Genomic DNA, 19,312 nt, shown 5'->3' with positions numbered 1-19,312 from the left:
TGCAGAACTGGCGACATACTCACATGCACGAGGCGGTAACTAAGCCGCTCATCTCGCACAAAGCAACCCAATCAGTGCTCGGGCTTCGGAGCCTCTGCGGCGTGGTCGCCACCAGCAGCAGCGTCATCATGGCCGGCGGCCTCTCCCGCGGGCGCATCGTGTCCACCAGCCGCCGCGCCGGACGCGGCACTGCCCTGTGCGGCAGGCTCTTCCGCCACGGCTGGGGCGCTGTGACCCGCCGCCTCATTCCCACCGTCTGAAGCCGGGGCGCTGCCATGGTCGCCAGCCGCTGCCGGCTCGCCATGGCCTTCTGCCGCAGGCTGCTCAGCCGCAACTGCCGTCGTCTCACCCTTACCGAACAGCAGCGACTTGATATAGCCGAAGCTGAACATGCTTTCGCTCTTGTCGGGTGTCGAAGTCAAAAGTGGCTCAGCAGAACCATGACCACTGCCATCAGCATTGGCAGGCGCATCGTGGCCGCCTTCGGCAGGCTTCTCGCCACCGCCATGTCCATCGCCTTCAGCGCCGTGGCCATCCGATCCCTTGCTGTCGCCGTGCCCGCCTGACGCCTCAGCACCGTGACCGGCAGGCGCGCCATGGCCACCAGCCGGAGCGCCATGTCCGTCGCCGGCAGTGGCCGCGACCGGATCGACGCAATCGGCAAATTCGGTAAGCGACGCTGTCATCGCCTTGGCGTCTTCGACAGGAAGATCGATGCGCAATCCGTAAAACTGGCCGTCATCGGCGGCAGCACCATCATAGTAATAGGCGGAATAACTCTGAGAGGCAGCGCCTTCCGGCAGCTTGCTGGGATCGGCGATGTAGATCGCCTGCGCGGCGATCGATCGGCCGCGCATGTCGGCGCGCATCTGCGGTCCCTTGGCATCCAGCACCGAGACCTGAACGAGGTCGGGATGATCCTTGTCGTAGATGGCCTTGGCCACGCGCAGCGCCGTCTTCATGCGCTCCGGGCCATCGCCACCTTCCGTGCGGACGAATTTGCGGATCCAGACCGAGCCGTTCTTCTTGATCTTGACTGTCTGCGCCGTCTTGCATTCCAGGCCGTTCTGCACGACCTCCGAATTACCGAAGAGCTGATCCCTGCCGACGACAATGGCAGCAACGCCGGAGGCACCACCCAGAAGGAGGATGCCACCGCCAATTAATACCACTTTGCGGGAAAACCGTATTCTTTTGAACACTGCTTTCACGTCAAACGTCCCGACATAGACAACCTCGTCTAACGCCTTCGTCTCCCGTCGCGCCTCGTTGCGCCACCGGAGTGGAAAAAGGCCGGATGGTGATAGACCACATCCGTGCAGCCATTGATCTTGATGGCTTCTCATTGAAGAAGACTTAATTAGGCAGGAAAAAGGTTCGTTTCCGGACGTTTTTTGAGCTGGATCGCCGAGGCTCATCAGCCCGCTCTTGCCCAGGCTGCCAAGGCGAAACACGCCGTAAGATCACTGACACTTTTTGCGAACAAGACACGCAAAGGGCGAGCCCGCACGTATCGGCTGACGGCGTTTGGTCTCTCCTATCCAGAGAGAGACCACGCCGCATAGGCTCGCCGCCGGCAGCAGCCCGCGCCCAATCAGGCCACAGCACACCGTTGCAAGAAAGAATTTGGAACAATATTCAGTTGTAGCCGTTCTTAATGCGAATGATTTGCAATAGCATTGACAATCTTTCCGATGTCTCCCACATTGCTATTGCGAATTAATCGCAAAAGAGGTTTTATCGTTCTCATGAAGTTGACCCGCTCGACGTTTATCGCTCTCTGCGCCGCAGCCTTCCTGCCCTTCTCCGCTTTTGCTGCGGAAAAGCCCAAGGTGATCACCACCTTCACAATCATTGCCGATATGGCCCGCAACGTTGCGGGCGACGCGGCTGATGTCGAGAGCATCACCAAGCCCGGGGCCGAGATCCATAACTACCAGCCGACCCCGCGCGATATACTCAAAGCTCGCGATGCCGACCTCGTATTGTGGAACGGGCTGAACCTTGAACTGTGGTTTCAGAAGTTTCTCGCCAATCTCTCCGGCGTTCCGAATGTCGTCGTCAGCGATGGTGTGACGCCGATTTCGATCAGCGGCGGCGCCTATAGTGGCAAGCCCAACCCGCATGCCTGGATGTCGCCGGACAATGCGCTGATCTATGTCGAGAACATCCGCAAGGCGCTGACGCAAATCGATCCCGACCACGCCGATGTTTATGCCGCCAATGCCAAGGCCTATTCGGACAAGATCCGACAGGAAATCCAGCCGATGCGCGATGCCATCGCTGCACTGCCGGAAAACAAGCGCTGGCTGGTGACGAGCGAAGGGGCCTTCTCCTATCTGGCGCGTGATTTCGGCCTGAAGGAACTGTTCCTCTGGCCGGTCAATGCCGATAGCCAGGGCACACCGCAGCAGGTGCGCGGCGTCATCGACGCGATGCGCGCCAACAATGTCCACGTCATCTTCAGCGAAAGCACCGTGTCGCCCGATCCGGCAAAGCAGGTGGCGAAGGAAACGGGCGCGGCCTATGGCGGCATTCTCTATGTGGATTCTCTGAGTGAGGCGAACGGCCCCGTGCCGACCTATCTCGATCTTCTGCGCACCACAACAGCCACGATCGTGAAGGGTCTCAGCCAATGATGATGGGGAAAACGAGAAGCGCTGCGAAGCCAAAGCCTGGTCAGGATGGGCTCACCGTCGATGATGTGACGGTCACCTATCGCAACGGCCACACGGCATTGCGCCGCGCAAGCTTCTCGATACCCCGGGGCACCATCACTGCCCTTGTCGGCGTCAATGGGGCGGGCAAATCCACCATCTTCAAGGCCATCATGGGCTTCGTGCCGCTGTCGGCCGGCACCGTCTCCATCTTCGGCGAGCCGGCCTCCACCGCGCTGAAAAAGAACCTCGTCGCCTATGTGCCGCAGGCCGAAGAGGTGGATTGGAGCTTTCCCGTTCTCGTCGAGGATGTGGTGATGATGGGCCGTTACGGCCACATGAACTTCTTTCGCATTCCCACCAAACGCGACCACCGCATGGTGGAAGAGGCGCTCGCGCGCGTCAACATGCTGGATTACCGCAAGCGCCAGATCGGCGAGCTTTCCGGCGGGCAGAAGAAACGCGTCTTTCTCGCCCGCGCATTGGCGCAGGAGGGCAAGGTCATTCTGCTCGACGAGCCGTTTACCGGCGTCGACGTGACGACCGAAGAGCAGATCATTGCACTGCTGAAATCCCTGCGCGACGAAGGCCGCATCATGCTGGTCTCCACCCACAATCTCGGCAGCGTGCCGGATTTCTGCGATCGCGCCGTCTTCGTCAAGGGCACGGTGCTTGCCTCGGGAAAGACGAAAGATACCTTTACCGAAGCCAATCTTCAGGCCGCCTTCGGCGGAAGCCTCCGCCACTTCATCCTGGGCGGCGCCGATCTGCATGACGATGCCGACCCGCGGCGTCTGAAAGTGATCACCGATGACGAGCGCCCCTTCGTCATCTACGGCCAGAACGGCCATGAGACGCGGGGCGATCCGGCGAAGGTGGGAGACACGGAGCGATGATCTCCACCCTGCTCGAGCCCTTCACCTACTCCTACATGCTGAATGCCATCTGGGTCAGCGCACTGGTCGGCGGCGTCTGCGGCTTTCTCTCCGCATATCTGATGCTGAAGGGCTGGTCGCTGATCGGCGATGCCCTCTCCCACGCCATCGTGCCGGGTGTGGCGGGCGCCTATATGCTGGGTCTTCCCTTCGCACTCGGCGCGTTCTTCTCCGGCGGGCTTGCGGCAGCATCGATGCTGTTTCTCAACCAGAAGACAAGGCTGAAGGAAGACGCCATCATCGGCCTGATCTTCACCTCCTTCTTCGGCCTCGGCCTTTTCATGGTGTCGCTCTCGCCCACCTCCATCAACATTCAAACCATCGTTCTCGGCAACATTCTCGCCATCACCCCCGAAGACACCATTCAACTGGCGCTGATCGGCGGCATCAGTCTCCTGGTCCTGTCGCTGAAATGGCGGGACTTCATGGTCGTCTTCTTCGATGAGAACCACGCCCGTACCATCGGTCTGAAGCCGGACGTGCTGAAGGTCATCTTCTTCACCCTGCTCGCCGCCTCCACTGTCGCAGCTCTGCAGACCGTCGGCGCCTTTCTCGTCGTCGCCATGGTCGTCACGCCGGGAGCCACCGCCTATCTCCTGACGGACCGCTTCGAGCGGCTGATCGGCATGAGCTTCGGCATCGGCGCCGCAACGAGCTTCCTCGGCGCTTACCTGAGCTATTTCCTCGATGGCGCGACCGGCGGTATCATCATCGTGCTACAGACGCTGATCTTCCTGACCGCTTTCCTGTTTGCGCCCAAGCACGGCTATCTCGCCTCGCGCGCCAAGGCCCGCGCCGCACTCGAGGAGCCCGCATGAGCGAATATCTCGAACTGGCGCTCCTGCCCTTCCAGCTTCCCTTCATGCAACATGCCTTCATCATCACGCTGATGATCGCGGTGCCGATGGCCATGCTCTCCTGCCTGCTGGTGTTGAAAGGCTGGTCGCTGATGGGCGATGCGGTCTCGCATGCGGTGCTGCCCGGCGTCGTCATTGCCTATATCGTCAACATCCCCTTTTCCGTCGGTGCCTTCATCGCTGGCATGATCTGCGCGCTCGGCACCGGTTTTCTGAAGGAAAACAGCCGCATCAAGGAAGACACGGTGCTTGGCATCGTCTTTTCCGGCATGTTCGGCCTGGGGCTGGTGCTCTACGTCAAGGTGCAGAGCGACGTTCATCTCGATCATATCCTCTTCGGCGACATGCTCGGCGTTTCGATGGCCGATGTCATCCAGACCGGCCTGATTGCGCTTGCCGCCACGCTCTTCCTCGCCATCCTGCGCAAGGATCTGCTGGTGCACGCCTTCGATCCGCAACACGCCAAGGCCATCGGCCTGCCGGTCCGCATCCTGCATTACGGCCTGCTTGCCGTCCTGTCGCTCACCGTCGTTGGCGCACTTCAGGCAATCGGCATCATCCTGTCGGTCGCCATGCTGGTGGCACCTGGCGCTATCGCCTTCCTCGTCACACGGCGTTTCTCCGAGATGCTGATTGCCGCCGTCTGCGTGGCGCTCTTCTCTACCACCCTTGGCATCTGGCTGAGCTTCCTGATCGATAGCGCACCGGCGCCCACCATCGTGCTGATCATGAGCGGTCTTTTCATCCTGGCCTTCCTCCGCACGACGATGAAAGCCAGGAAAACCTCCGCCACCGCGACCGCGTGACCCATCGCAAGAGCCGGGTGTCGAAAAAGATTTCCGGTACCCTGGAACCTCTTCCCTCACTTTTGCGTCATTAGTGCATGCCCGCGCGCATGAAGATTATTGTGCGGTAAGGGCTTGGCTGAACAAAGACTGAGAGACAAACGAATGGGTCCAGGACCTTGAGCGTTTGCCCGTTTCAAATCTGACGCAAGAGGACCGACCATGCTGAAGTGGGCTCTAATATTTTTCGTGATCTCGATCATCGCCGGAGTTTTTGGCTTCACAGGCATTTCGGCGGCGGCCTCTGGCATCGCCCGGATCCTGTTCTTCATCGCCGTGGTCGTCTTCCTTATCTTCCTGGTGCTGGCAGTGATGGCCGGTCAGGCGATCCTCTAAGGATTACAGAAGCTTGGAATACAGAAACGGTCGGGCCTCCCCGGCCGTTTTTGTTTGGTCATATCGATGACCTGCGTGACCTTGGCGGCGTACCACGTCGACGACAGAAGCTTAAGTTCCTCCGTCACTTGCGGGATGACGAGACGCAAACCCGCGGACTGAAAGCGGCCCTGTCAGGCCGTCCAGCCACCGTCGATCACATGGATCTGACCTGTGGTGAACCCGGCCTCGTCCGACGCCAGATAGGTCACCAGCGCTGCAATCTCTTCCGGCTTGGCAATGCGCCCCATCGGCTGGCGCGCGATGAAGTCGCTGAGAGCCTTTTCGTAATCGCCGGTCGCGCGCAGGCGCTCATGCAGCGATGGGCTATCCACGGTGCCGGGGCAGATGGCATTGCAGCGAACACCCTTGGTAACGAAATCCGATGCGATGGACTTCGTCAGGCCAATGACAGCTGCCTTCGAGGCCGTATAGGCAAACCGGTTCGGCACGCCTTTGACGCTGGAGGCCACTGACGACATGTTGACGATGGCGCCCTTGCCCTTTTCCAACATGCCGGGCAAAAAGGCGCGGCAGGTGCGGTACATGGCCTTGGCATTGAGATCGAATGAGAAATCCCAGTCCTTTTCCTCGCAGTCGAGAATGGTGCCGGCATGCACGAAGCCTGCGCAGTTGAAGAGCACATCCGCAGAGCCGATCTCGGCGGCAAAGGCCTGAACGGCAGCGCCATCGAGAACGTTAAGAACGCGGGTCTCGGCATTTTCAAGGGTTGCGAGAGCAGCTTCATTGATGTCGGTGGCGATAACGCGCGCACCAAGCGCGATGAAGCGTTCCGCCGTTGCCCGGCCGATACCCTGTGCCGCTGCGGTAATGACAACGGTCTGTCCTGAAAAATCCTGGCCCATGATGGCTCTCCTCCGGCGCCTTCGGGCGCAACGTCTCAAATATGCATCGACAATTCATATGTAAACGGTGTATTCACAGACCGTCAAGCCAGCTTGCAATCAATAGAGGCCCGATGACGGAAGACGATAGCGACAGATACCGCGCACCGGCGCTGGACAAGGGGCTGGATATTCTCGAGCTTCTGGCGCGCACCGATGGCGGGCTGACCCAGGTGGAAATCGCCAAGGCGCTCGGCAAGAGCCCGAATGAGTTCTATCGCATGCTGGATCGGCTGGTCCGCCGCGGCTATGTGCAGCGCCAGGATGGCGACCGCTTTACCCTCACTCTGAAAATGTTCGGGCTCGCCCACTTCCACCAGCCCGTCAGACGCCTCGTTTCCTTTGCAGCCCCGATGATGCGGGATTTCTCGGCGAAAGCGCAGCAGGCCTGTCATCTGGCGGTCTATGATCGTGGCTCGGTCGTCGTCATCGCGCAGCAGGACTCTTCCACCTATTGGGCGCTCTCCATCCGCGTCGGCGCGCAGATGAGCCTGTTCAACACCGGCTCCGGCCACGTTCTTCTGGCCTTCCAGAACGAAACGCAGCGAGAGTTGATGATTGCCGAACAGCTACGCGGCGAGGAAAAAGAACTGCCTGCAAACCTGCGCGAACGGCTGCAACAGGTGAAGGCCCAGGGCTATGAGAGCATGAACAGCCTGCAGACCGCCGGCGTGCGCAACATTTCCGCCCCGATCCTGACGCTCGACGGCACGGCGCTTGCCGTCGTCACCTGTCCCTTCATCGGCTCGCTCAACGAAGCGGCGCCAAAAGAAGATGACTGTCTGGAGCTGATCCGCGAGACGGCTAAGGCGATTTCAGAAGTTGTGGCCGGTCAGTAAGCGCCTAAAACAACCCATTACATGAAGGCTGGACTCACATCGTCTTGACGCGCGGCAACCATTTGCGGGCGATATGACATCCTCGCCACGCCACTCGACGGCTCCAACGCTGACCGTCACCATCCGTTGCAGCAGCGCTGGTTTGCCCAGCTGTCACAGCAGCCCCCACGCCAAACACGCAAAGAAAAAGCGCGACTGCCAGGGGGAACAGCCGCGCTTCAAGACTGGAGATCTTATGATAATAAAACGACCGGACGCGAAATCGGTTCCCGGTCGTTTTTCGTCAGGTGGCAGCAAGTTCCTTGCGGACGATCTCGCGCAGCGACACCAGATCCTTGGCAAACAGGCGGATGCCTTCGGACAGCTTCTCCGTCGCCATGGCGTCCTCGTTGAGCTGCCAGCGGAAGGACTTTTCGTCCAGGGACTGAAGCGGCTCTGCCTTGGCGTGATCGGGAGACAGCTTGCGCTCGAGCGTGCCGGTGTCCTTGTCCAGCTCTTCCAGAAGTGCGGGGCTGATCGTCAGGCGGTCGCAGCCGGCCAGCGCTTCGATTTCGCCGACATTACGGAAGGACGCGCCCATGACGACGGTCGAGATGCCGTTGGCCTTGTAGTAATTGTAGATCTGGCGCACCGAAAGCACACCCGGATCGGTCTCGGCGGTGTAGGTCTCACCGGTCGATTTCTTGTACCAGTCGAGAATACGACCGACGAAGGGCGAGATGAGGAAAGCCTTCGCTTCGGCGCAGGCAATCGCCTGGGCCTGCGAGAAGAGAAGCGTCAGATTGCAATCGATGCCTTCCGCCTGCAGCACTTCTGCCGCCTTGATGCCTTCCCAGGTGGAGGCGAGCTTGATGAGAATGCGCTCGCGCTCGATGCCGCGCTCCTTGTAGGCGGCAATGATGCTGTGCGCCTTGTCGATCGAAGCCTTCGTATCGAAGGAGAGGTCGGCATCCACTTCGGTCGACACGCGGCCGGGGACGAGATCGACAAGGGCTGCACCGACGGAGATCGCCAGACGGTCGGCAACCGCGGCAATCACGCCTTCGGAGGCACCGCCCTGCTTGCGACCCCAGGCAACCGCTTCCTTCACCGTATCGGCAAAGGCAGGCGTGCCGAGCGCCTTCAAGACGATGGACGGGTTGGTGGTGCAATCCACCGGCTTCAGACGGGCCACCGCCTCGATGTCACCGGTATCGGCAACCACGGTGGTGATGGCGCGAAGTTGATCAAGCTTGGAAGTCATGCCGTTTAATCCTTGTGAATGTCTCGGAAACCATCGCTATCGAATTTCGTTCCGCACGGGTGAGCGTACAGTCGGCGACAAGGGAACTGTGTTCGCGGGGAGTATCGCGCAGCTTACGGGAGGAAGTCAAGACATTTGCCCATCGCAATTGACATAAGTTTCACGTCTGCAATACTGCCGGATCAAGCCAATGCGCTGCCTAATGTCGGGGTGATGGAACGAATTTGGATGCAAACATGATAGCCAAACGACTTTACATGATCTTTGCAGCCATGGCCTCAGCCGCTTTTGTCTTCCAGACAGCGCAGGCAGAGACGCAAAAGGCCGTCAGCCCGTCCGAGTTTCAGCGCGCAGTGGAGGCCTGTTTCACCCCGCCGCCGGGGGCAACCGGTGCGGTGGTCATTGCCGCGACATTTGAAGCTGACGGGTCGCTCGATAGAACGCCCGTCATCATTGAAAAAGGCAACGGGGCGATCGATCAGGCATTCGCCAATGCGGCGATGAGAGCGGTTCTGCGCTGCCAACCGCAACTGGCCGCCATGGGTATCCAAGGTGAAGTCAGGTTCAATTTTGCGCCACCTCCAGCGCAAGAAACGGATGGCATTTCACCGAACGCACCATCGGAAAAGCGTTTGCAGGAGATGCAGGACACCGCACAACGCCTGCAGGCTTTCGCCGACCGCAATCGCCATTCCCGGGAGGCCATGAAGCCCACAAATCCAGAGGTTTCAAAAACCCTCGATATTCTCTGTCGCCCAAGTGAAGCGGAAAAGCTGGATGAACTCTCCCCACATGAGTACAAGACGGTGGTGAGTTACACACGCTCTCTCATCGTCGTCATGAATATCTACGAAGATCCTGCCACGGCGAGATCGCAGAAGGCAATCACCGACAATATGATGGGGCTTGGCGCCTGTCTGGACGCCACACTCTGGTCTAGTCGTGCAGCGGTCACAATCACCAAGAAAATGTTTTCAGAAATGCCCGAGCTATCGAGCAATCCAAAGGCGGCGGCAGGTCGTGATCAGGTCTATTCGAACATTGGCCTGGTCATCGAGGGCAGCCTGGAGGCGCTGGCCTTGGACGGCATGGAAGCAAGTTGGTGCGACGCCCGCTTGGCGCCGCTGACCGCGCTTTTCGAAACGGCATATCCCGTCATGCCGGACCAGCAGAAGGTAACTCTTCGCTCGGCAATGCGCCAGGCGGAAAAATGCAGCGATCAAACCCGCCTTTCCCTAAAGTCTCTTCTTCAAACCCGGCAGCCTTGAGAGACAGGCTCATCTTTCAAGCATACTCAGACCAGGATACGGCAAAAGACAGTGGCAAAACTGCGTAGAGAAACCCATACGGCCTTTTCCGAAGCGCCCTCGCTGAGGCTTCGCGCCGCGTGGCTCTATTACAATCAGGGCATGACGCAGAAGGATGTCGCCGAGAAACTCGGCATCAGCCGCTCCACCGTCATCCGCCTGCTTGATGAGGCAATGAAGCGCTCCGACGTGCAGATCTGGATCAATGAAGGCATCGAGGATTTTGTCGCGCTTTCGATCGACCTGGAAAAAGCCTATGGCCTGGATGAGGCGGTGATCATTCCCACGGGTTCGGATAAGGTAGGAGATATCGCCAAGGGCGTGGGTCTGGCGCTCGGCCAGTTCCTCTCCGAAGTCGTGCCGGACAATGCAACGATCGGTGTTGGCTGGGGCCGCACCATGACCGCTTCGCTCTCAAGCTTCCGCCCGCCGCGGCGCGAAAACTGCAAGGTCGTCTCGCTGCTTGGCGGGATCGTCGCCGTGCACCAGACCAACCCGCTCGATTACACCTGGCGGCTGGCGAGCGCGCTCGGGGCGGAATGCTACATGTTTCTCGCCCCGCTCCTGGTCGATTCCATCGAAACCAAGCGGGCGCTGATCGAAAAATGCGGGCTGAGCACCCTTTATGCGCTCGCCGAAAACCTCGATCTCGCCATCGTCAGCTGCGGCGATATCGGCCCGCATTCCACATCGCTGTCGGAAGGGTTCATCTCGAAACAGACGCTCGACGAGCTGGTCGCGGCCGGCTGCGTCTGCGACACCATGTTCAACTTCATCGATGCCGAAGGCCGCTCCGTCGATCACCCGATCAACAATCACGCCATGTCGATCGATCTCGATACGCTGAAAAAGGCCAAACACATCGTGCTCGCCTCCGGCGGCGCCCACCGCGCCACCGCCATCCGCGCCACCATCAAGCGCATCGGCTGCAACACGCTGATCACGGATGAGGCGGCAGCCCGCGCCTTGATGGAGTTGAGTTCGGGAGACGCTACAGCATCGGCATGAAAATCGGACTCGATTTTCGGAAAGCACGATGTGTAGATCAAAGGACGCTCTAAAGTGACAGCTCTCTAGCTGATATCCCGCGGCCATTCCTTTGCGCCGTGCTGTACGAAAAGGACCTCGACCCTCTCGTCGCGAACGCGATAGGCAACGATATAACCCGATGCAGGAAGAACCAGCTCTCGCGTATCGTCTATCTCTCCAGGTCGACCGATAAACGGATTGCTTGAGAGCAATGTCTTGGTTTTGCTGTGAATGTCTCGAACGATGCGGGCAGCGGCGCCAGGATTTCGCTCGGCGAGATAATCAGCAATCTCCGAGAGCTCACGAAGATAGCGTTTCGTCCAAACCACTTCTATCACGGTCAGGCCTGATCATATCGGCTCAGAACAGCGGCAATCTCCTCATCAGACGCAAACTCATCACGGTCAGCCTCGGCAAGCCCAGCTTTGACACCCGCGACCCACTGCTCCTGCCATGCAAGAGACCGTCCAAAAGACAGGGCTTCCTCTACGATCTGGCTGCGTGTGAGATTCGTTTGTGCAGAGACCTTTTCGATACGCTTGTCGATATCGTCCGGAAGCTGAATAGTGCTTTTCATCTCTGTCTCGACTGATGTTCTCGTCACCCTGCGTTATCGCACATCCACGACAGCATGGCAAAAGCCGCGATCAAACCCGCCCCGTTTCCCAGCCCAGCATCGCTCGCTTGCGGGTGATGCCCCAGTGATATCCGGTCAGCGCGCCGCTCTTGCCAAGCGCACGGTGGCAGGGAACGACGAAGGAGATGGGGTTGGCGCCGATCGCCGCGCCCACGGCGCGAGACGCCGTCGGCTGGCCGATATCCTGCGCCACATGCGAATAGGTGACGGCCTTGCCCATCGGGATCTTCAACAGGCTTTGCCAGACGCGCACCTGGAAATCCGTGCCCAGCAGCACGACGCGCAGCGGCTGGTCGCTGTTCCAGCGAGCGGGATCGAAGATCCGCTCGGCATAGGGTGCTGTCGCGGCGCTGTCTTCCACATAAATGGCGTTCGGCCAGCGCCGCGCCATATCCTCGAAACATTCCGTTTCCTCACCCGCATCGGCAAAGGCGCAGCCGGCCAGCCCACGATCGGTGATCATCACCAGCGCCAGACCAAAGGGCGACGGGTGGTAGCCGTAGCGGATCTGCAGTCCGCTGCCCTTCACCTTCCACTCACCCGGCGACATGGCCTCATGCGTCACGAAGAGATCGTGAAGGCGGCTTGGGCCGGACATGCCGACTTCGATGGCCGTCTCCAGAAGCGGCAGATTTTCCTCGCGCAGAAGGCGCTTGGCATGATCGAGCGTTACGGCCTGCAAAAAGGCCTTTGGCGACAATCCAGCCCAGCGCGTAAAGGTCTTCTGCAATTGCGTGGGGGACTGGTTGAGCCTCGCGGCAATCTCCTCCAGCGACGGCTGGTCGCGGTAATCCACCGTCAATATCTCGATCACCTGTCTCACCGTCTCGTAGTCGGCGCCGAGGGGCGTGATATCTTCCTTCAGCATGATATTGGCATTCATGGCATGTCTCCTTGGCGATCAGAAGACCACGACCTGACGTCTGCCTCCACCCGTTTCTTGCCAAGACCTATCAGATTTTGAGCTTCACCGTCGCCAACGCATTGCGAAATGCTTTGGCAAAGCTTTCCCGATCCTCCGGGTTGAGGAAGGAGCCGATATCCGTCACTCGGCCTTCGCCTGACACATGCATGGAAAGAATGCCGAATTCCTCGTGACGGCGCACCCGAAACCTCGCCCAGAACGGGTTGAACCGATGTTCAACCACCTCGCCCTTCTGCGAAAATTTACGGATGGAGAGGTTGGTGCGAGACACCACCACCTGCTCCTTGACCTTGGCGGCACGATAGTTTGCACGAAAAGCAATATAGAGAAGCAGGAAATCGAGCTCCAGAAAGAAGCCGATCGGCCAAGCGCCGGTGACGAGGAAGAACCCGCTATAGAGGACTGCGACGAGCGCGCAGAGCACCAGCAGGACACGAAAGCCCTTGCGCCCCAGCGAGCGATAGGGAATGAGTTCGGCAGAAAAAACCGGCTGATCGTTGAGCATTTCCATCTGCCTTCCTCGATACGGCTGATCAACGCGCATGTAGATCCGTTATGACAATCGACAAGAAACGATCCAGCACCCAAACAGCAAAAAAGTCAATTTCAACGGCGAAGCCCAGGCAAAAGCGCGTGAAGACCGCTTACTCGAAAGAGGAGCTGAACGAGATCTTCCGCCGTTTTTCCATCCAGCGGCCGGAGCCAAAGGGGGAGCTGGAACATTCCAACCCCTTCACCCTGGTCGTGGCCGTCGCACTCTCCGCCCAGGCCACCGATGTCGGCGTCAACCGGGCAACGAGAGCGCTGTTTGAAATTGCCGATACGCCACAAAAGATGCTGGCGCTTGGGGAAGAACGGCTGATCGACTACATCAAGACCATCGGGCTTTACCGCAACAAGGCCAAGAACGTCATCGCGCTATCGCAGATGCTGATCGACAATTTTGGTGGCGAGGTGCCAAAAACCCGAGAAGAGCTGATGATGCTGCCGGGTGTGGGCCGCAAGACCGCCAATGTGGTCATGTCCATGGCGTTCGGCATCCCGACGCTGGCCGTCGACACCCATGTCTTTCGCATCGCCAACCGCATTCTGTTGGCACCGGGCAAGACCCCGGACGAAGTGGAAGACCGGCTGGTCAGGATCATTCCCGAACCCTACCTCTTTCACGCCCACCACTGGCTGATCCTGCATGGGCGCTATTGCTGCAAGGCCCGCAAGCCGGAATGCGAGCGCTGCGTCATTGCCGACATCTGTAAGTCGCCGGAAAAGACCTGGGACATTCCTGCCCCGTTGGTCGAGCTACCGCCCCAGCTGGTTGGTGCCTGAGCGGGGAGCATTCGATTGCAGCACGAAGGATGGGTCTTTGCGGCTGATCGACTTGTGCAGATGCACCATGAAGGATGCGGCAAAGAGCGGCGTCAGCAGATTGAGGAAGGGCACCGCCAGAAACGCTGCGATCACCAGGCCCGCCATGAACACCGTCGATGCGTGTTTCGAGCGAAAGGCCCGCGCCTCCTCTGGCGTGCGGAAGCGCATGGCCGCGAATTCGAAGAACTCCCGCCCCAAAAGATAACCATTGACCATGAAAAAGGCGATGAGGTTCACGCCCGGCACCAGAAGCAGGAGAAGTGCGATGGCATTGCCGAGGATGACCACGCCGAAAAACTTGATCGAAGACATCACCGCTTCACCAAGCGGCATGGCGCGACCGGCGGGCTCCTTGGCATAATCCTGTTTCTCGATCACCTCCGCCACATCGTCGAGAAACAGACCGGCAATCACCGCCGTGACCGGTGATATTAAGAGTGCCAGCGCCAGCGCCAATCCGATGCCGGCAAGAATGGCCAGAACAACGCTCATCCAACCGGCCCAATCCGGCATGCCGGGCACAAGCGAATCAAGCCATGGCAAAGCAAGCCAGATGAACAGGCTGCGGATCGCAAACCACAGACCGATCAAAACAAGAATGGTGAGGCCGAGAACCTTCCAGAAGACGGAACGCGTCTGCGAAGCAAACAGGTTCTCAAAGGCGCGTTTTGCTGCATCAAGAATCAAACCACCATTCCTCTTCTGAACGTTACCTGCGGTGCAGAGATAAGGCGGCTGTATTTCTTCCACAAGAACGCCGTCGCTCGGGCCTTTCGCAAATGGTGGTGAGCTATCATCTTTTGCTTGAATAGCAGCCATGCCTAAACTATGAAAAACAACGGGGAAGAAATAGTATTCTGCCCTCGAAGCGGGTACAGTGTGTCGCGAAGCACGTACGACCACCAGCCACCTGCCAAGCTCTGTATCGTCGTCCGATAGAAACGTAATGAGGCGTTATTGGAAAAGCTACTGATCGATCTGTCCCGGTTGATGAAGTCCGGCACGCCGGCGGAGCGGCGCATCGCGAAATATCTCATGGAGCATATGAACGAGCTTCCCTTCGAGACGGCTGCGACGCTGGCAGAAAAGCTGGGTTTGAGCCCGATGACGGTTGGCCGGTTTCTTCGGTCTCTCGGCTACCGGCAGCTCAGCGACATTCGCGAACATCTGCGCGAGCGCGTCACCGCATCACCGGCCGTTCAAGCCGAGAGCCAGGAGCCACGGCAGACCCCGCTTTCTGGTCTGATGATGCAGCAGATCCAGGCCGTGCAGGCCGTTTACGACCTCGCCGGTCAGTCCGTGTGGAAGACCGCACTCGATGCCATTCAGGACAGCCGGAACGTCTTTATCGCCTCATCGGCGGAAAGCTTCGGCCTGTGCCGCTACTTCTACATGAAGCTTCTCGAATGTCGCGAGCGGGTCCACTATCTGCAAAGCGACGGCTCGACCTATATCGAACTGATGGATGAAGAGCCGGACAGCACGCTCCTGATCCTGATCGACTGCGGCGGCAATCTCCCTGCCCTTCAGCGCCTTGCCAAGATGGCAAAACGCGGCGGATATAAAACGGTCCTCATCACCACCCGCTTCTACGAGTGGGGTCCAGAAAGCGCCGACATCTGCCTGACGATCCCGCTGAACCAGAACGGCAGCGACAGCATGCTCCAGCTCGTCGCCATGACCGAGTTCATGCTCCAGTCCCTCTCATACAATGACGGCTCCAACCGCAGACAACGCGTCAAACGCATCGGCGACTTGCAGCGAGCCCTCCATCACGGGTGATGAGGCTGGCGTGAAAAGGCCTGTCGTCGTCGGTTGAACCTGCAAACCAGCCCTTATCGGGATGGATCAGGTGAGAGTGGAGCCGCTTCGTCAAACTCCTGTTGGTTTTTTGATGAAGGCATGCGACGACACCTGGAGCGAAAGCGCAGGAAGCGTAGCTGAAAGAGTGCGGCCAGCGTAGACGGTCGCAGTCTCGGTCCGCTCAACCACCTTCCGCCGCACGCCCCTTCAATCGGAGCCTTTGAGAATGCTCGTCGTCGCCCTCTTATCCTTTGTCGGCATAACGATGGACAATACCCGAACCGCGCGCGTGATGGAGCCCGCTCCACTCCAGCAGATCGTGGCAAAGGCGGGCCGAATTCCGGTCCGAAATTTTGACGCCACTCGCTGCAAGGCGCTTGCGGACCTGTCGCAAAAAGCGGCCCCCACCTTCACCCAGATGCCGAACGGGGATTGGGAATGCAACTCCCTGCTGGAGTTTCCAGAGACGGGACGCACCCCCTCGCTCTTCATCCAGATCCGCGGCAACAAAGACGGTCGGTGGACCTATTTTCGACTGAAGCTCAACTTCGGTTCTCCCCTCTCCCGCCAAATCCTGGGCGAGAGAGCCTTATCCGTCATCCACATGCTGATCGGCGATCGGACCCCGATGAAGGACCTCACCGCAAAACTCGCGGCAGGACAGGAATTCGAGTCCGCTCTTGCGGGCGCCAAGGTGAGATACAAGCAGGAAGGCATGGACAAATCCCGCTTCAACCTCTTCGGCACCAACTCGCCGGGCTTTTCGAAGGGCATTGCTGAATAACGTGCTGCAGGGGGCATATGACAATATCGGCAAATCAGCCGATAGGATGGATAAGGTCCGGGAGGTAAGAACGACCGCTCGGGGACCAAACCGTACAAGTTCGCCCAGGCAGGATATGTCTCAGCAACGTGGCTCATTCAAATCCAAGAATCGCCCTTCGGCCGCTGATCGGGAACGCCCCTCGATCTCGGATGTTTCATCTCAGTCGCGCATCCTCTGGGAACTGGATACATAATGTCACCAGCAGCCTGGCGTTCAGAAAAATGACCTGAACAGTCTCCCCCGCCACGGGAACTATTGGTGCGCAACCACACTGGACGCGTCATTAACGTCGGTAGAACTTAGCAATCAAGCTATACGCGCGCCGTGCCGACGAGGTGCTGGTGACTGAGAGTGCCTCCCCCGCTTCCGCAGCGATAGGCGTCCCAGCCATGCTACATATTCGGGCGCAAGCGCCAAGCATCCAATGAGGGCGAACCCCGATCCTCATTGATCGCCTTCAGCAACGCGATCTTAAGCGATGTCATGGACCGGCAGCACATTCGCAACTAATCTAAAGGACTCAGGCAAATTTAGCCCTTGGTTTCGGTTGAATAAGCGGACATACAATCGACACTAGAACTTCACGGATTAACGATGCGCGCTCAACTAAAAAGCTTGATGACCTCAGATATCGATCCGCGAACCTATTGGCCGGACGAAGAAGACGACTTCGGCTACTACGTCCAGGCGACTATAGGACCTGAAGGTGAGGATGCTGGCGATGTGTTTGGGTTTCAGGTTTGTACGCCAAAATGGATTTCTAGAGAACTATTAACGGACGGATCGATTTTTGCTCGTCACATGCTGATCGTCGCCGAATACGATTATCAGGCGGTTTCCAAGCGTATTTCAGCTTTATGTGAGAGAACTATGGGGACGGACTGGCAGGATATTGCTCTCAAGCTCGGGCGATACGGTTACTGGGAGTTTGAAGACTACCGGGCGAATTGAAGGTTGCCTGTGTCACCGGCCTGACTACCAGAACGCGATGCGATCTACGTGTTTGGCGAAGTTACGGACCCGGCCGTTCATGACCCCAGACGCACCAGAATGCGGGCCGTGAGAACTATAATAATTGCACAAGCTTTAAAGCGCTCACGAGGCATAACTCAACAAGCGTCGCATTGGTGGGTCCGATCGACACGATGCGATCGATCTCATCGCCGCACACTCTGTGAAGCAAGCATTGCAGCTTCAGAAACGCCAAAACCCCGCGGCTTTGGGCCGCGGGGTTTTGATGATCGTCGTATATTTGGTTGCGGGGGCAGGATTTGAACCTGCGGCCTTCAGGTTATGAGCCTGACGAGCTACCGGGCTGCTCCACCCCGCGTTAATTATGAGCGACCGCAGCGCAAGTGCCCGGTTGTTTTGTTTTGCCGGTCCTCGAAGGCTTTTGCCTTCTGCGGGTCGGCGGGGGCTGCTCCACCCCGCGTTATTTCTTTAGAACTGCAAAAGGCCGCTTTGTATGCGGCCTATTGTTTCGGCCTGTGCCGAGCGGTTTGTGAGAGAGAAGATAAACTGATTTGATTTGATTTGAGTTGCGTTTGGCAGACCTGGCAGCGACCTACTCTCCCGCGTCTTAAGACGGAGTACCATTGGCGCTGGGGCGTTTCACGGCCGTGTTCGGAATGGGAACGGGTGCAGCCGCCCCGCGATAACCACCAGGTCGGCAAAACGCAACTGGCATGAGCTTTGGCTCATGCTGTTGTATCGAGAAGCTGGAGAGCTTTTGGCTCTATTTGATATGAACACGTGATGCGATCGAGTTTTATTCGATGAGCATGAACAATGGGAACGAAGAAGTCGCTCGAGCTATTAGTAACGGTAAGCTTCATGCATTACTGCACTTCCACACCCGTCCTATCGACGTGGTCGTCTTCCACGGCTCTGATAGGGAACACTCGTTTTCAGGTTGGTTTCCCGCTTAGATGCCTTCAGCGGTTATCCATTCCGTATATAGCTACTCTGCTATGCCCTTGGCAGGACAACAGATCCACCAGAGATACGTCCATCCCGGTCCTCTCGTACTAGGGACAGATCCTGTCAATATTCCTACACCCACGGCAGATAGGGACCGAACTGTCTCACGACGTTCTGAACCCAACTCACGTACCGCTTTAAATGGCGAACAGCCATACCCTTGGGACCTGCTCCAGCCCCAGGATGCGATGAGTCGACATCGAGGTGCCAAACAACCCCGTCGATATGGACTCTTGGGGGTCATCAGCCTGTTATCCCCGGCGTACCTTTTATCCGTTGAGCGATGGCCCTTCCACACGGGACCACCGGATCACTATGACCGACTTTCGTCTCTGCTCGACTTGTCAGTCTCGCAGTCAGGCTAGCTTATGCCATTGCACTCGACGACCGATTTCCGACCGGTCTGAGCTAACCATCGCGCGCCTCCGTTACTCTTTCGGAGGCGACCGCCCCAGTCAAACTACCCACCATACACTGTCCCGGATCCGGATAACGGACCGCGGTTAGACATCCACGAAGATAAGGGTGGTATTTCAAGGATGGCTCCACAGGAACTGGCGTCCCTGCTTCAAAGCCTACCACCTATCCTACACATGCCTTGGCGAATGCCAGTGTAAAGCTATAGTAAAGGTGCACGGGGTCTTTCCGTCTGACCGCAGGAACCCCGCATCTTCACGGGGAATTCAATTTCACTGAGTCTATGTTGGAGACAGCGGGGAAGTCGTTACGCCATTCGTGCAGGTCGGAACTTACCCGACAAGGAATTTCGCTACCTTAGGAC

Annotated in this window: 20 protein-coding genes, 1 tRNA gene and 2 rRNA genes (1 of these 23 running past the window's edge); 12 read left to right on the top strand and 11 right to left on the bottom strand. The window is 58.4% G+C overall.

Annotated features, from left to right (window positions below; all coding sequences use genetic code 11):
• Positions 1 to 71 precede the first annotated feature (71 nt).
• Positions 72 to 1,172, bottom strand: a complete 1,101-nt coding sequence (locus tag AC07U5_RS02670; protein WP_494722216.1) for a hypothetical protein — start codon at positions 1,170 to 1,172, stop codon at positions 72 to 74.
• Positions 1,173 to 1,748: 576 nt separating this feature from the next.
• On the opposite strand from AC07U5_RS02670, the gene AC07U5_RS02665 reads away from it, so the two are divergent.
• The 5 genes from AC07U5_RS02665 (at position 1,749) to AC07U5_RS02645 (ending at position 5,630) form a co-directional block, all read left to right on the top strand.
• A complete protein-coding gene (locus AC07U5_RS02665; protein ID WP_112360453.1) occupies positions 1,749 to 2,639 on the top strand; it encodes a metal ABC transporter substrate-binding protein in 891 nt (296 codons plus the stop codon).
• A 2-nt stretch (positions 2,640 to 2,641) separates the two neighbouring features.
• Positions 2,642 to 3,553, top strand: a complete 912-nt coding sequence (locus tag AC07U5_RS02660; protein WP_494723244.1) for a manganese/iron ABC transporter ATP-binding protein — start codon at positions 2,642 to 2,644, stop codon at positions 3,551 to 3,553.
• The gene (locus AC07U5_RS02655; protein WP_494722215.1) at positions 3,550 to 4,410 is read left to right on the top strand and encodes a metal ABC transporter permease; all 861 of its coding nucleotides are present in this window, start codon (positions 3,550 to 3,552) and stop codon (positions 4,408 to 4,410) included. The genes AC07U5_RS02660 and AC07U5_RS02655 overlap by 4 nt, the downstream gene beginning before the upstream one ends.
• Entirely contained in the window at positions 4,407 to 5,255 is an 849-nt protein-coding gene (locus AC07U5_RS02650; protein ID WP_494722214.1) for a metal ABC transporter permease, read from the top strand. The genes AC07U5_RS02655 and AC07U5_RS02650 overlap by 4 nt, the downstream gene beginning before the upstream one ends.
• A gap of 201 nt (positions 5,256 to 5,456) precedes the next feature.
• Positions 5,457 to 5,630 (top strand): DUF1328 domain-containing protein, encoded by a 174-nt coding sequence (locus AC07U5_RS02645; protein ID WP_082447294.1) that lies wholly within the window; start codon positions 5,457 to 5,459, stop codon positions 5,628 to 5,630.
• A gap of 173 nt (positions 5,631 to 5,803) precedes the next feature.
• On the opposite strand, the gene AC07U5_RS02640 is transcribed toward AC07U5_RS02645, so the two are convergent.
• Positions 5,804 to 6,535 (bottom strand): SDR family oxidoreductase, encoded by a 732-nt coding sequence (locus AC07U5_RS02640; protein ID WP_062439287.1) that lies wholly within the window; start codon positions 6,533 to 6,535, stop codon positions 5,804 to 5,806.
• Between the two features lie 113 nt (positions 6,536 to 6,648).
• Between AC07U5_RS02640 and AC07U5_RS02635 the strand changes: the two genes are divergently transcribed.
• On the top strand, positions 6,649 to 7,413 hold the full coding sequence (locus AC07U5_RS02635; protein ID WP_062424983.1) for an IclR family transcriptional regulator: 765 nt from the start codon (positions 6,649 to 6,651) through the stop codon (positions 7,411 to 7,413).
• A gap of 283 nt (positions 7,414 to 7,696) precedes the next feature.
• Here AC07U5_RS02635 and tal read toward each other — a convergent pair whose 3' ends face one another.
• A complete protein-coding gene (tal, locus tag AC07U5_RS02630; RefSeq protein WP_494722213.1) occupies positions 7,697 to 8,656 on the bottom strand; it encodes a transaldolase in 960 nt (319 codons plus the stop codon).
• Between the two features lie 236 nt (positions 8,657 to 8,892).
• On the opposite strand from tal, the gene tolA reads away from it, so the two are divergent.
• On the top strand, positions 8,893 to 9,924 hold the full coding sequence (gene tolA / locus AC07U5_RS02625) for a cell envelope integrity protein TolA (RefSeq protein ID WP_494722212.1): 1,032 nt from the start codon (positions 8,893 to 8,895) through the stop codon (positions 9,922 to 9,924).
• Positions 9,925 to 9,975: 51 nt separating this feature from the next.
• Positions 9,976 to 10,971 carry a sugar-binding transcriptional regulator gene (locus AC07U5_RS02620; protein WP_111850495.1) on the top strand — a complete coding sequence of 332 codons (996 nt, stop codon included), beginning with the start codon at positions 9,976 to 9,978 and terminating at the stop codon, positions 10,969 to 10,971.
• Between the two features lie 65 nt (positions 10,972 to 11,036).
• On the opposite strand, the gene AC07U5_RS02615 is transcribed toward AC07U5_RS02620, so the two are convergent.
• The 4 genes from AC07U5_RS02615 to AC07U5_RS02600 all read right to left on the bottom strand — a co-directional run bounded on the left by AC07U5_RS02615 (position 11,037) and on the right by AC07U5_RS02600 (position 13,065).
• The gene (locus AC07U5_RS02615) at positions 11,037 to 11,327 is read right to left on the bottom strand and encodes a type II toxin-antitoxin system RelE/ParE family toxin (RefSeq protein ID WP_111850510.1); all 291 of its coding nucleotides are present in this window, start codon (positions 11,325 to 11,327) and stop codon (positions 11,037 to 11,039) included.
• 5 nt (positions 11,328 to 11,332) lie between these two features.
• The gene (locus tag AC07U5_RS02610; protein WP_062598970.1) at positions 11,333 to 11,569 is read right to left on the bottom strand and encodes a CopG family ribbon-helix-helix protein; all 237 of its coding nucleotides are present in this window, start codon (positions 11,567 to 11,569) and stop codon (positions 11,333 to 11,335) included.
• Positions 11,570 to 11,639: 70 nt separating this feature from the next.
• Complete coding sequence (locus tag AC07U5_RS02605; RefSeq protein WP_494722211.1) at positions 11,640 to 12,512, bottom strand: methylated-DNA--[protein]-cysteine S-methyltransferase; 873 nt, start codon at positions 12,510 to 12,512, stop codon at positions 11,640 to 11,642.
• A 70-nt stretch (positions 12,513 to 12,582) separates the two neighbouring features.
• The gene (locus tag AC07U5_RS02600; RefSeq protein WP_494722210.1) at positions 12,583 to 13,065 is read right to left on the bottom strand and encodes a DUF2244 domain-containing protein; all 483 of its coding nucleotides are present in this window, start codon (positions 13,063 to 13,065) and stop codon (positions 12,583 to 12,585) included.
• 44 nt (positions 13,066 to 13,109) lie between these two features.
• Here AC07U5_RS02600 and nth point away from each other — a divergent pair, with 44 nt between their 5' ends.
• Complete coding sequence (gene nth, locus AC07U5_RS02595; protein ID WP_494722209.1) at positions 13,110 to 13,880, top strand: endonuclease III; 771 nt, start codon at positions 13,110 to 13,112, stop codon at positions 13,878 to 13,880.
• Here nth and AC07U5_RS02590 read toward each other — a convergent pair.
• Entirely contained in the window at positions 13,854 to 14,609 is a 756-nt protein-coding gene (locus AC07U5_RS02590) for a sulfate transporter family protein (RefSeq protein WP_494722208.1), read from the bottom strand. The two genes, nth and AC07U5_RS02590, sit on opposite strands and share 27 nt — an antisense overlap.
• A 270-nt stretch (positions 14,610 to 14,879) precedes the next feature.
• Here AC07U5_RS02590 and AC07U5_RS02585 point away from each other — a divergent pair, with 270 nt between their 5' ends.
• From AC07U5_RS02585 to AC07U5_RS02575, 3 genes are all read left to right on the top strand, one after another.
• Positions 14,880 to 15,704 carry a MurR/RpiR family transcriptional regulator gene (locus AC07U5_RS02585; protein WP_246666378.1) on the top strand — a complete coding sequence of 275 codons (825 nt, stop codon included), beginning with the start codon at positions 14,880 to 14,882 and terminating at the stop codon, positions 15,702 to 15,704.
• Positions 15,705 to 15,951: 247 nt separating this feature from the next.
• Positions 15,952 to 16,509, top strand: coding sequence for a DUF6030 family protein (locus tag AC07U5_RS02580; RefSeq protein ID WP_494722207.1), 558 nt, complete (start codon positions 15,952 to 15,954; stop codon positions 16,507 to 16,509).
• A 636-nt stretch (positions 16,510 to 17,145) separates the two neighbouring features.
• Complete coding sequence (locus AC07U5_RS02575; RefSeq protein ID WP_113327456.1) at positions 17,146 to 17,502, top strand: immunity 8 family protein; 357 nt, start codon at positions 17,146 to 17,148, stop codon at positions 17,500 to 17,502.
• Positions 17,503 to 17,804: 302 nt separating this feature from the next.
• On the opposite strand, the gene AC07U5_RS02570 is transcribed toward AC07U5_RS02575, so the two are convergent.
• The 3 genes from AC07U5_RS02570 to AC07U5_RS02560 all read right to left on the bottom strand — a co-directional run.
• A tRNA-Met gene (locus AC07U5_RS02570) sits at positions 17,805 to 17,881 on the bottom strand.
• A gap of 221 nt (positions 17,882 to 18,102) precedes the next feature.
• Positions 18,103 to 18,217, bottom strand: a 5S ribosomal RNA gene (rrf, locus tag AC07U5_RS02565).
• A 128-nt stretch (positions 18,218 to 18,345) separates the two neighbouring features.
• Positions 18,346 to 19,312, bottom strand: a 23S ribosomal RNA gene (locus tag AC07U5_RS02560) (it continues 1,833 nt past the right edge of the window).

It is taken from the genome of Agrobacterium sp. GW821-FHT02D03 (assembly GCF_059421725.1).
The sequence above is the reverse complement of the archived record's forward strand: the minus strand, read 5'-3'. Positions and strand labels throughout refer to the sequence as shown.

What these genes read in the sequence shown, in the direction of transcription:
- AC07U5_RS02665 (WP_112360453.1), top strand. Translation starts at nt 1,749, where the DNA reads ATGAAGTTGACCCGCTCGACGTTTATCGCTCTCTGCGCCGCAGCCTTC.
- AC07U5_RS02660 (WP_494723244.1), top strand. Translation starts at nt 2,642, where the DNA reads ATGGGGAAAACGAGAAGCGCTGCGAAGCCAAAGCCTGGTCAGGATGGG.
- AC07U5_RS02655 (WP_494722215.1), top strand. Translation starts at nt 3,550, where the DNA reads ATGATCTCCACCCTGCTCGAGCCCTTCACCTACTCCTACATGCTGAAT.
- AC07U5_RS02650 (WP_494722214.1), top strand. Translation starts at nt 4,407, where the DNA reads ATGAGCGAATATCTCGAACTGGCGCTCCTGCCCTTCCAGCTTCCCTTC.
- AC07U5_RS02645 (WP_082447294.1), top strand. Translation starts at nt 5,457, where the DNA reads ATGCTGAAGTGGGCTCTAATATTTTTCGTGATCTCGATCATCGCCGGA.
- AC07U5_RS02640 (WP_062439287.1), bottom strand. Translation starts at nt 6,535, where the DNA reads ATGGGCCAGGATTTTTCAGGACAGACCGTTGTCATTACCGCAGCGGCA.
- AC07U5_RS02635 (WP_062424983.1), top strand. Translation starts at nt 6,649, where the DNA reads ATGACGGAAGACGATAGCGACAGATACCGCGCACCGGCGCTGGACAAG.
- tal (WP_494722213.1), bottom strand. Translation starts at nt 8,656, where the DNA reads ATGACTTCCAAGCTTGATCAACTTCGCGCCATCACCACCGTGGTTGCC.
- tolA (WP_494722212.1), top strand. Translation starts at nt 8,893, where the DNA reads ATGATAGCCAAACGACTTTACATGATCTTTGCAGCCATGGCCTCAGCC.
- AC07U5_RS02610 (WP_062598970.1), bottom strand. Translation starts at nt 11,569, where the DNA reads ATGAAAAGCACTATTCAGCTTCCGGACGATATCGACAAGCGTATCGAA.
- AC07U5_RS02605 (WP_494722211.1), bottom strand. Translation starts at nt 12,512, where the DNA reads ATGAATGCCAATATCATGCTGAAGGAAGATATCACGCCCCTCGGCGCC.
- AC07U5_RS02600 (WP_494722210.1), bottom strand. Translation starts at nt 13,065, where the DNA reads ATGGAAATGCTCAACGATCAGCCGGTTTTTTCTGCCGAACTCATTCCC.
- nth (WP_494722209.1), top strand. Translation starts at nt 13,110, where the DNA reads ATGACAATCGACAAGAAACGATCCAGCACCCAAACAGCAAAAAAGTCA.
- AC07U5_RS02580 (WP_494722207.1), top strand. Translation starts at nt 15,952, where the DNA reads ATGCTCGTCGTCGCCCTCTTATCCTTTGTCGGCATAACGATGGACAAT.
- AC07U5_RS02575 (WP_113327456.1), top strand. Translation starts at nt 17,146, where the DNA reads ATGCGCGCTCAACTAAAAAGCTTGATGACCTCAGATATCGATCCGCGA.